Genomic DNA, 8,819 nt, shown 5'->3' on the forward strand with positions numbered 1-8,819 from the left:
GCGTGGTCGCGTACCGGGACGCGACGGGGGGCCGGGCGGACCGCGGTGGCGGTGGGCACGCCGTCCCCGCTGCCCGCCGGGCGGTGGGTCCACCGGCGCAGCTCCTCCCGGTACGCGGGGTCGGCGAGTTCGGCGTCGGCCGCGCGGGCGGTGGAGACGGCCAGCATCGGCATCTGATCGGGTCGCACCACGTGCAGGTGGGCGCCCTCCGCCTCGACCGCGTCGCGCAGCCGGGACAGCACGGCCTCGGGGACCGGCCGATCGCCGTACGCGCGCCGGTCGGTGCGCCGGCGGGGGATGGCGTCCACCAGTCGACCGGCCGTCACGTCGATGTCCGCGGGGCCGGTGGTGACCAGCCGGGCCAGCAGCTGCGGGTCCTCGAGGACGGGGAAGCGGTCGACGTCGACGGCCCAGCCGACGGCGGCCAGGGACACCCGGGCGTGGTGCAGCACGGCGCCGCAGCTCAGCGTGAGCAGCCGGGCATCCGGGTCGGTGGTGTCGAGCTGACGGGTGGGGTCGGACCGCAGTTCGAGGGCGTTCCCGGTGACCCGCCAGCGCCACGGCTGGGTGTTGAACACCGACGGGGCGTACAGGGACTGGCGGGCCGCCGCCTCCAGCACCCGTACGGTGGGGGTCTGTTCCGTCCAGGTCGATGGCCGGGTCATGGTCGGGCCTCCTCGCTGCTCGTCCCCATCGAGCCTGCGGCAGGCGACCGGCACCGGACAGGGCCGGAGGGCCCGGGCGCACCGGGACCTGCTGCCTCAGTCCGGCTCGGGGGCGGCCGGGGGCATCGCCAGGGCGAGGGTCAGGGCGAGGACGGTGGCCGGGTCGTGGAGCCGGTCGCCGTACAGCTCGCGCAGCTTGCCCATCCGGTAGCGGACGGTCTGCGGGTGCACGAAGAGGTCGGCCGCCACGTCGTCGCGCCGGCCCTGGTGCAGCAGCCAGGAGCGCAGCGTCTCGACGAGCCGGTGGGCGGTGGCCGGCGGCAGCGTGGCCAGCGGTTGCAGCGCCTGGGCGCGCAGGTCCGCCAGCCCCTCCGGGTCCATGCTGAGCACCAGCTCGGCCAGGTGCTGCTCGGTGTCGATCGGCGCCTCGGCCTGCGGCTGGCCGAGGCCGAGCCCCAATGCGCGGGTGGCCCGCTCGTACGACGCGCCCACCCGGCTCCACGGCCGGGCCGGCCCGAGGACCGCCCGGTGCCCGTGCAGAATCCGGATGAGTTGCGTGCGGCATCGACCGTGCATGTCCGGCACCAGCAGCACCGCCATCTCCTCGGCCAGCTCCACCCCGGGCAGGTCCTCCCCGCTCTCCAGGGTGTGCGGGCTGAGCGGCGCCAGCACCGCCCGCACGTTGCTGCGCGGCAGCAGCACCACGGTGAGGGTCTTCGGCGGTGGCCAGTCGGCCCGCTCCGCGCTGCGCCGCAGGATCTCCTCCGGTTCGCCGGCGAGCAGCTGCTGGATGAGCCGTTCCAGGTAGCGGCGGCGGACCCGGCCGGCGCTGGCCAGCTCGTCGGCGTGCCCGGCCACGCTGGCGGCCGAGAGCTCGTCGATGTACGCGAACATCAGCTCGGCGAACTCGGCCACCGTCTCGGCGGCCAGCCCGCTGCGGACGGTGGTGGTGGAGACCTCCCGCCAGGCCACCCGGGCCCCCACCCGGTACGCCGCCAGCAGCGCGTCCATGCTGCGACCCGAGCGCGCCTCGCCGCTGCCGAGGGCGTACGCGGCCTCCAGCGCCGGGGTGAGCGGGGTGCTCGGATCGGCGGACTGCGCCTTCTCGAGCAGCTGGAGGAACGTGCCGAGCGCGAGGCGGACCGCGTTCTCGATCTTGTCCCGCATCGTGCCGGTGAGGGTGCCGGAGTAGGCGGGCACCTCGGCGGTGATCGCGCTGACCGTACGCTCAGCGACGACCGGAAGGCGGTCGCGAAGTCGGGTGGCGACCCGCTCGTCCAGTTCGAGGCGGGCAGCGCGGCGGGTCGTCCCGGACTGGTCCGACATGTTGTTCTCCCCGAACAAAAACCTACAGTCGATTCACCTTTGCCGGTCAAGATGTTATGCGATGGGGCGAGCACCCTGGCTATATGACCACAACTGTCCCGCGTTCCCCGAGGGCCACCTTCGTGGACAGGCTCCTGCGGCTGGCTGAGACGGTCACCACACCACTGCTGCCGGAGGACTACCTCGACCTCGTCGCGCCGCTACGCGCCAGCGCCGCGCTGCGCGGCCGGATCGTCGCCGTACGCCCCGAGACCCGGGACGCCGCCACGGTGGTCATCCAGCCCGGGCGCGCCTGGCGCGGGCACACCCCCGGACAGTACGTGCGGCTCGGCATCGACGTCGACGGCGTCCGCCAGTGGCGGGCGTACTCGGTCACCTCAGTTCCCGGCAGCCCGGACGGCCGGATCACCATCACGGTCAAGGCGATCCCGGACGGCACGGTCAGCAACCATCTCGTTCGCCACGCCCGGCCGGGCACCATCGTCCAGCTCGACCAGGCTCAGGGCGACTTCGTCCTGCCCGACGCCACCCCCGAGCGGGTCCTCTTCCTCACCGCGGGCAGCGGCATCACCCCGGTCATGGCGATGCTGCGCTCCGGCCTGCACGCCCGGGCCGACGTGGTGCTGGTGCACTCCGCGCCCACCCGGGGCGACGTCATCTTCGGCGAGGAACTGCGGGCACTGGCCGCGGAGGGATCGCTGCGGCTGATCGAGCGGCACACCGACAGCGACGGGCTGCTCGGTGTCGATGAACTCGACGGGCTGGTCCCCGACCACCTGGACCGGGAGGCGTGGGCCTGCGGCCCGATCGGCATGCTCGACGCGGTCGAGGGGCACTGGGAGTCCAACGGGCTCGTCGACCGGCTGCACACCGAGCGGTTCCGGCCCACCGTGATCTCACCGGGGGAGGGCGGCACGGTCACCTTCACCAGATCCGGTACGACCGTCGAGGCCGACGGCGCCACCCCGATTCTCGACGCCGGCGAGAACGCCGGCGTGCTGATGCCGTCCGGCTGCCGGATGGGGATCTGCTTCGGCTGCGTCCTCCCGCTCCGCCAGGGCGCGGTGCGCGACCTGCGCAACGGCGACATCACCACGGCCGTCCCCGGCGACGGCGTACTCATCCAGACCTGCGTGTCGGCGGCGGCCGGTACCTGCGACATCGAACTCTGACAGGAGGCCGACGTGACCGTGATCCAGAAGAAGGCCGTCAACCCGATCGCCCACCTGAGCGCCGAGGACATCGAGATCATCGGCAAGGAACTGGACGCCATCCGGGACCGGGTGATCGCCGACCGGGGCGAGCGGGACGCGAAGTACATCCGCAAGGTGATCAAGACCCAGCGGACGCTGGAGATCAGCAGCCGCGCCGTGCTGCTCTTCTCGCTCTTCCCGCCGGCCTGGATCGTGGGCACCGCCGGCCTCGCGGTGGCGAAGATCCTGGACAACATGGAGATCGGTCACAACGTCCTGCACGGGCAGTGGGACTGGATGCGCGACCCGAAGATCCACTCCACCACCTGGGAGTGGGACCACGCCTCCCCGTCGGACCAGTGGAAGCACTCGCACAACCAGCTGCACCACACGTACACCAACGTGCTTGGCAAGGACAACGACCTCGGGTACGGCATCATGCGGGTCGACGAGGACCAGCCCTGGAAGCCGGCCTACCTCGGCCAGCCGCTGTGGAACTTCATCAACGCCTGCTTCTTCCAGTACGGCATCGCCGCGTACGACCTGGAGCTGGGGAAGAACCTCAGCGACGGCGGGCACAAGACTCCCGAGTTCCGGGCCCGGGCCCGTGCGGTCGGTCGTAAGATCCGCCGCCAGGTGCTCAAGGACTACATCGTTCACCCCCTGCTGTCCGGCCCGTCGTTCCTCAGCACCATGGCGGCCACCTTCACCGCGAACCTGATCCGGAACGTGTGGAGCCACTCCGTGATCATGTGCGGGCACTTCCCGAACGGCGTGGAGACCTTCGAGAAGCAGTCCATCGAGGGCGAGACCAAGGGTGAGTGGTACCTGCGGCAGATGCTCGGCTCGGCCAACATCAGCGGCAGCAAGCTGATGCACATCATGACCGGCAACCTGTCGTACCAGATCGAGCACCACCTCTTCCCCGACCTGCCGAGCAACCGCTACCAGGAGATCGCCCCGCAGGTCCGGGCGCTCTTCGACCGGTACGGGCTGAAGTACACCACCGGCCCGCTGCCCAAGCAGGTCGCCTCCGCCTGGTGGAAAATCATTCGCCTTTCCTTGCCCAACCGCCGGACCGCCCAGCCTGGGCCGGCCGCGCCGGCGCTGGTTTCCTCCAGCCCGGCCTGAGCCGCCTTCGGCGGCGACCGGCGCCGACACCTGGTGATGGCACAGTGCGGCAGGCTCGGCGACGACCTCAAGGTCGTCGCCGAGCCTGCCGCACTGGTGTCCCACCTGCGCGCCCTCGCGGACCGTTACCGCCGGGCGGCGGGGTAGGTCAGGGGTTGATGTAGTCCCGCACCTGCCCGTAGACGGTGGCGTCCGTCGTCAGGGCCAGGTGGCTGATGCAGGCGGTCTTGGTGTTGTTGGCGCCGCTCAGCACGGTGCTGTCCGCCGGGTTGATGACCCCGTCGCAGGACGACCACCAGGTGCCGTACGTGAAGGAGCCGGGGGTCTCGTCGCCGGAGTTGAGGTTGGCGAGGAAGGTCGAGCCGACCCGCATCTCGATGCAGGCGGTGCTGAAGCAGGTGTTCGCCGAGCTGGTGCCGTGGTTCGGGCCGCCCAGGGAGACCCAGCGGTCGACCTTGCCGCTGCTGGCCAGGTTCTTCAGGTAGTAGCGGGAGGAGAGCCCGCCCATCGAGTGGGTGACGATGTCCACCTTGGTCGCACCGGTGGCGGCGAGCAGCTTGTCGACCTCCTGGCTGACCGTCTGCGCGGTGGTGGCGTTGGACTGGCTGGTGTTGTAGGAGAACGCCCGCAGGTGCGTCGACGGCCAGCCGTCGGCCTGGAAGCGGCTGATCATCGTGTTCCAGGTGGAGGCGCTGCTGTTCCAGCCGTGCACGAAGAGGATCGGGTTGCTCGACGGCGTGTATGTGGCGGCGTGGGCGGGGGAGGGCAGGCCGATCAGGGTCGCCGCGGCGACGGTGAGGGCGAGCAGCCATCTCGTCATGATCGTTTTCACGGGGGTGGTGGTCCTTTCGGGGGCAGACTGGTGCGGCGCGCCGATGCACTGGCTGTCGACGTGCCTGATCGGCGCCACGGTGGTGCGCGACGCGGATTCGGGGGTAAACCCGCGCCGTCTGAGGTGGCGGGAATGTTACCGACCGGTTGCCTTCACATGTCAATACATCGATTGCGGCACGGAATGGCCAGGTCGAGGGCCTGCGCGGTGCGGCCGGGCTCAGCGGGTGTGGCGGGGCACGGCCTGTCGGCTCGCCGGGGTCGACGGGGAGAGCACCGGTCCGGGACCGGCCGGGCACTCTTCGCACTTTTCGTACGCGGTCCAGCTGTTGCCGCCCGGTCCGACGTAGAAGAAGACCAGGTGGACCCGTCCGCCCTGGCGCAGGGCGGAGAGCTCGAAGGCTCCGCGGCCGTTCCTCGTGCCAGCCAGCTCGCGGAAGGACAACGCCACCCTGGATGCGGGGCCGTCCGGATCATCGAAGGGTGGGGTCAGCGCCCAGGTGCCGGAGCCGGTGACGTTCGCGGCCGGGTCGAAGTCGACGGGCAGGAAGTCGTCGAACTCGTCGTAGGGTAGCCACTCCGCCGTGAACCCGCCGTTCTCGGCGAAGGCGATGACCCGGTGCGGGCCGTTGCGCCAGGTGCCGACCAGGTCCGCCGATCGCATGTCCACCGGGTCGCCGTAGTCGGCCAGCACCTCGCCGAGGGAGCACCCCGCGGTCACGACCGCGGCCACCAGCAGCGCGATCAAGCGTCGCATCGGCACCCTCGCTCGCGGTCGGGGTCGGGAGTGGATCGATCATCGCAGGGATGCCCCGTCCCCGGGTGCCCGCCACCGGTCGGTCACGGCCACGGACTGTTCACGTCGCGTTGCCCAGGTGAGGCTTTTGCAAGATCGACCAAATCGGCAATGATAGACGCATCCCTATGCGGTCCGGATCTCCCGGATCGACCCGCCTCGTTCGGGCGTACACCCCCGCGCCCGAGCGTCCTGCCTGGAGGCACCATGCGTCGAAATGTGCTGGCCGGTCTCGCGGTCGGCGTCCTCGCGGCGACACTGTGCGCCGCGCCCGCCGCGGCGGCGTCCCCCGACGTCGTCATCAGCGAGATCTACGGTGGTGGCGGCAACGCCGGTGCCACGTACCGGAACGACTTCGTCGAGCTCTACAACCGCTCGTCGGCCAGCATCAGCCTCACCGGCTGGAGCGTCCAGTACGCCTCCGCCTCCGGCAGCACCTGGTCGGTGACCAGCCTCTCCGGCTCCATCGCTCCGGGCGGCTCGTACCTGGTCAAGCTCGCCTCCGGCGGCAGCACCGGCGCGGCGCTGCCGACCGCGGACGCGACCGGCACCACCAACATGTCGGCCACCTCCGGCAAGGTCGCGCTGCGGACCACCACCACCGCGCTGACCTGCTCCACGAGCTGCGCGTTCGTCTCCGGCAACCGGGACTTCGTCGGCTACGGCTCGGCCAACGACGCCGAGGGCACCCGCGCTCCGGGCGGCTCCAACACCGCCTCGGTGGCCCGGACCAACCCGGCCGTCGACAGCGACAACAACGCTGCCGACTTCGCCGCCGGCTCGCCCACCCCGTCGAACACCTCCGGCACCGGCTCCTGCCCGACCGGCACCCGGATCCGCGACATCCAGGGCGCCGGCCACCTGGCGGCGCTGACCGGCACCCGCACCACCCGCGGCATCGTCACCGCGAAGTCCACCGCCGGCTTCTGGCTGCAGGACCCCTGCCCGGACGGCTCCGACGCCACCTCCGAGGGGCTCTACGTCTCCACCTCCGGCTCGCCCACCGTCAGCGTCGGCGACGACGTGTCGGTGACCGGCAGCGTCAGCGAGGTCCGGCCCGGCGGCGCGGCGACCAACCTGACCGTGACCACCATGGCGTACTCCAGCAAGAGCACCCTGGGCACCGGCAAGCCGCTGCCCGCGGCGACCGTGGTCGGCAGCGGCGGCCGGGTCCCGCCGGGCGCCGTGATCGAGGACGACGCCACCGGCAACGTGGAGACCTCCGGCACCTTCGACCCGGCCAGCGACGGCCTGGACTTCTGGGAGTCGCTGGAGGGCATGCGGGTGCAGATCGCCTCGGCGGCCGTCGTCGGCCCGACCAACTCCTACGGCGAGTTCCCCGTCGTGCCGGGCGGCTCCGGCGTGCGCAGCACCCGCGGCGGCATCGTCACCCAGTCCGGCGACTTCAACCCGGAGCGGGTGATGGTCGGCGACACCCTCGCCACCGCCCCGACCGTGACCGTCGGCGACACCTTCGGCGCGGCGCTGACCGGCGTGCTCAGCTACGACTTCGGCGACTACTTCCTGCTGCCCTCGTCGTTCCCGTCCCGCGTCTCCGGTGGGCTGACCGCCGAGACCACCACGGCGGCCGGCAGCGGCCAGCTCGCCGTGGCGACGTTCAACGTGCAGAACCTCGACCCGACCGACCCACAGAGCAAGTTCGACGCCCTCGCCGGCCAGATCGTCACCAACCTCCGCTCGCCCGACCTGGTGGCGCTGGAGGAGGTCCAGGACAACAACGGGGCCACCGACAACGGCGTGGTCGCCTGCGACCAGACGATGAGCAAGCTGATCTCGGCGATCAGCGCCAAGGGCGGGCCGTCCTACGCCTACCGGCAGATCAACCCGACCAACGACGCCGACGGCGGTGAGCCGGGCGGGAACATCCGGCAGGTCTTCCTGTTCCGCACCGACCGCGGGCTCTCCTTCACCGACCGGCCGGGTGGCACCGCGACCGCCGCGACCACGGTGACCAACGCCGGCGGGGTGCCGCAGCTGTCGTACTCGCCAGGGCGGGTGCAGCCGGCCGACTCCGCGTTCAACACCAGCCGCAAGCCCCTGGCGGGCGAGTTCCGCTGGAACAACCGGCCGCTCTTCGTCATCGCCAACCACTTCAACTCCAAGGGCGGCGACGACCCGCTGATGGGCCGCTACCAGCCGCCGTCGGCGCCGTCGGAGACCCAGCGCCACCAGCAGGCCACCATCGTCAACTCGTTCGTCGACTCGATCCGGGCCGTCGACCCGAACGCGGCGATCGTCGTCCTCGGCGACATCAACGACTACGACTTCAGCCGGACCGCCGACCTGCTGGTCGGCTCCGGTGAGCTGGTCGACCTGCCGCGGACGCTGCCGGTGGCCGAGCGCTACACCTACGTGTACGAGGGCAACTCCCAGGTCCTCGACCACATCCTGCTGTCGTCGTGGCTGGCCGCCCAGCCGTACGTCTACGACGTCGTGCACGTCAACAGCGAGTTCCCGACCCAGGTCTCCGACCACGAGCCCCAGGTGGTCCGGCTGACCTTCTGATCCCGACGGCACCCGGGTCCCGTCCGCCACGGGGCGGGACCCGGGCCCAGGGCGTCGCGCGGTGGCAGGTGTCGGGGGTGGCTGGCAGACTTCGGGGAGGTCAGCCGCCCTACCGAGGGACGTGGTCACATGACGGGGTACGACCTCCGGCCGGGTGCCGACAGCTTCGAGCTCTTCGGCGCCCGGGTCACGCTCGTGGACGCCGCCGGGCTGCTCGCCGCCGGCACCGTCGGACCGGTCGAACTGCTCACCGACGCCGCCTTCCCGGCGCCGGTGCGCGCGGCACGGCTGACCGTGCGCGCCGAGGACGGGACGCACCGGTTCGAGGCGGAGATCCGGACGGCCTCCGGT

At 71.5% G+C, this 8,819-nt stretch carries 7 protein-coding genes and 1 pseudogene; 4 read left to right on the top strand and 4 right to left on the bottom strand.

The window, feature by feature from the left end:
- Both DKL51_RS06450 and DKL51_RS06455 read right to left on the bottom strand, forming a co-directional pair.
- Positions 1-665: Acg family FMN-binding oxidoreductase (locus tag DKL51_RS06450; protein WP_124811838.1), on the bottom strand; the 665-nt coding region annotated here is incomplete at its 3' end.
- Between the two features lie 96 nt (positions 666-761).
- Complete coding sequence (locus DKL51_RS06455) at positions 762-1,991, bottom strand: PucR family transcriptional regulator (RefSeq protein WP_109946583.1); 1,230 nt, start codon at positions 1,989-1,991, stop codon at positions 762-764.
- Between the two features lie 83 nt (positions 1,992-2,074).
- On the opposite strand from DKL51_RS06455, the gene DKL51_RS06460 reads away from it, so the two are divergent.
- Positions 2,075-3,163 carry a ferredoxin reductase gene (locus DKL51_RS06460; protein WP_124811839.1) on the top strand — a complete coding sequence of 363 codons (1,089 nt, stop codon included), beginning with the start codon at positions 2,075-2,077 and terminating at the stop codon, positions 3,161-3,163.
- Positions 3,164-3,175: 12 nt separating this feature from the next.
- Positions 3,176-4,315 (top strand): fatty acid desaturase family protein, encoded by a 1,140-nt coding sequence (locus DKL51_RS06465; RefSeq protein WP_109946581.1) that lies wholly within the window; start codon positions 3,176-3,178, stop codon positions 4,313-4,315.
- 148 nt (positions 4,316-4,463) lie between these two features.
- On the opposite strand, the gene DKL51_RS06470 is transcribed toward DKL51_RS06465, so the two are convergent.
- Together DKL51_RS06470 and DKL51_RS06475 are read right to left on the bottom strand one after the other, a co-directional pair.
- Positions 4,464-5,135: an esterase/lipase family protein gene (locus tag DKL51_RS06470; RefSeq protein ID WP_109965736.1), complete on the bottom strand. Its 672-nt coding sequence runs from the start codon at positions 5,133-5,135 to the stop codon at positions 4,464-4,466.
- Between the two features lie 231 nt (positions 5,136-5,366).
- Positions 5,367-5,903 carry a hypothetical protein gene (locus DKL51_RS06475; RefSeq protein WP_123809726.1) on the bottom strand — a complete coding sequence of 179 codons (537 nt, stop codon included), beginning with the start codon at positions 5,901-5,903 and terminating at the stop codon, positions 5,367-5,369.
- A gap of 246 nt (positions 5,904-6,149) precedes the next feature.
- Between DKL51_RS06475 and DKL51_RS06480 the strand changes: the two genes are divergently transcribed.
- Together DKL51_RS06480 and DKL51_RS06485 are read left to right on the top strand one after the other, a co-directional pair.
- Positions 6,150-8,468 carry a DUF8508 domain-containing protein gene (locus DKL51_RS06480; RefSeq protein WP_124811840.1) on the top strand — a complete coding sequence of 773 codons (2,319 nt, stop codon included), beginning with the start codon at positions 6,150-6,152 and terminating at the stop codon, positions 8,466-8,468.
- Positions 8,469-8,597: 129 nt separating this feature from the next.
- Positions 8,598-8,819: pseudogene (locus tag DKL51_RS06485) on the top strand (hypothetical protein); the annotation flags it as partial.

The organism is Micromonospora globispora (assembly GCF_003857015.1).
In the GTDB taxonomy this organism is placed as follows: domain Bacteria; phylum Actinomycetota; class Actinomycetes; order Mycobacteriales; family Micromonosporaceae; genus Micromonospora; species Micromonospora globispora.

What these genes read in the sequence shown, in the direction of transcription:
- DKL51_RS06455 (WP_109946583.1), bottom strand. Translation starts at nt 1,991, where the DNA reads ATGTCGGACCAGTCCGGGACGACCCGCCGCGCTGCCCGCCTCGAACTG.
- DKL51_RS06460 (WP_124811839.1), top strand. Translation starts at nt 2,075, where the DNA reads ATGACCACAACTGTCCCGCGTTCCCCGAGGGCCACCTTCGTGGACAGG.
- DKL51_RS06470 (WP_109965736.1), bottom strand. Translation starts at nt 5,135, where the DNA reads ATGACGAGATGGCTGCTCGCCCTCACCGTCGCCGCGGCGACCCTGATC.
- DKL51_RS06475 (WP_123809726.1), bottom strand. Translation starts at nt 5,903, where the DNA reads ATGCGACGCTTGATCGCGCTGCTGGTGGCCGCGGTCGTGACCGCGGGG.
- DKL51_RS06480 (WP_124811840.1), top strand. Translation starts at nt 6,150, where the DNA reads ATGCGTCGAAATGTGCTGGCCGGTCTCGCGGTCGGCGTCCTCGCGGCG.